Source organism: Paraburkholderia sp. RL17-373-BIF-A (assembly GCF_046030175.1).
Classification (GTDB): Bacteria; Pseudomonadota; Gammaproteobacteria; order Burkholderiales; family Burkholderiaceae; genus Paraburkholderia.
The window spans coordinates 1-1,395 of record NZ_JARESO010000260.1; the positions used below are offsets into that span (position 1 = coordinate 1).

Genomic DNA, 1,395 nt, shown 5'->3' on the forward strand with positions numbered 1-1,395 from the left:
ATTGCACGCCCCGTCAGCCCTGTCGATATCGCATCGGCATTGACGGGGATTGCCGATGCCGGCCTCAGGCCGCCTCTTCGTTTGCGCCCGCTGCCGGGCCCAGGTCATTGTTTGCCGCCGTTGTGACCGCGGACAGATTTACTGCAAAGGCGACTGCTCTCGAGCCTCACGCCAGGCCAGCTTACGCGAGGCTGCTCAGCGCTATCAGCGCAGTCGCCACGGCCGGTTTGCACACGCTGAACGGATGCGCCGCTATCGCAGCCGCCAGAATAAAGTGACGCATCACGGTTCCGCCGTGCCTGCCGCCGATGCTCTACTGGCACCGACTTCGACGACGTCGGCGGCCAGAGCAGCGGTACCCACCAGCGCCACACCTGTGCCTGAGCATTGCCACTTCTGCCACTGCGTCCGTCCGGGCTTCTTACGCCTCGGGCCACTGCGCCGTCGGGTCTTCCGTGACGTTCGTACTGCTACTCACTGCACAGGAAGGGACCCATGACCATCGGAGTTGAACTCGAAGCGCAGATCCTGCGCTACTACCATGTCGAGAAGTGGCGCTGTGGCACCATCGCGCGCCAGTTACACGTAAACCGCGGCACCGTCCAGCGCGTGCTGGCTCAGGCCGGACTGCCCCGGATTGGCCCGATGCTGCGGCCCTCGCAGATCGATGCCTACCTGCCGTTCATCCATGAGACGCTCAAGAAGTTTCCATCACTCACGGCCAGCCGCCTGTATGCGATGGTCTATGAGCGCGGCTACCGCGGCGGTCAGCACCACTTCAGACACCTGGTTTCGCTTCATCGTCCGCGCCCGGTGGCCGAGGCGTACCTTCGGCTTCGCACCTTGCCTGGGGAGCAAGCTCAATGCGACTGGGGGAGCTTCGGCCATCTGCAGATCGGACGTGCGCGCCGACCCCTGATGGCCTTCGTGATGGTGCTGTCGTGGTCGCGACAGATCTATCTGCACTTCTTCCTCGATGCACGCATGGACAGCTTCCTGGCCGGCCACGCCGGTGCCTGGGCGGCATGGTCCGGATTGCCACGTGTCGTCTTGTACGACAATCTTAAAAGTGCCGTGCTTGAACGTCGGGGCGACGCGATCCGCTTCAACCCGACGCTGCTCGCGTTCGCCGCGCATCATCGCTACGAGCCCCGTCCAGTGGCCGTGTGCCGAGGAAATGAGAAGGGTCGCGTCGAAAGGGCTATACGGTTTGTACGCGAGAATTTCTTTGCCGCGCGCAAATTCGTCGACCTCGACGACCTCAATGCCCAGGCCGCCCTCTGGTGCGCTGGACCTGCGGCTGATCGACCGTGCCGGGAAGAGCCCACAATCACCGTGCGTGAGGCCTTCGCCCGCGAACAGCCCAGCCTGCTCGCCTTGCCGGCGAATCCGTAT

General features: G+C 63.8%; 1 protein-coding gene. It reads left to right on the forward strand.

The annotated features are described in order from the left end of the window. Nucleotides 1–495: 495 nt before the first annotated feature. Nucleotides 496–1,395 (forward strand): IS21 family transposase (istA, locus tag P0D80_RS50180; RefSeq protein WP_408296201.1); only part of this gene is annotated, 900 nt, incomplete at its 3' end.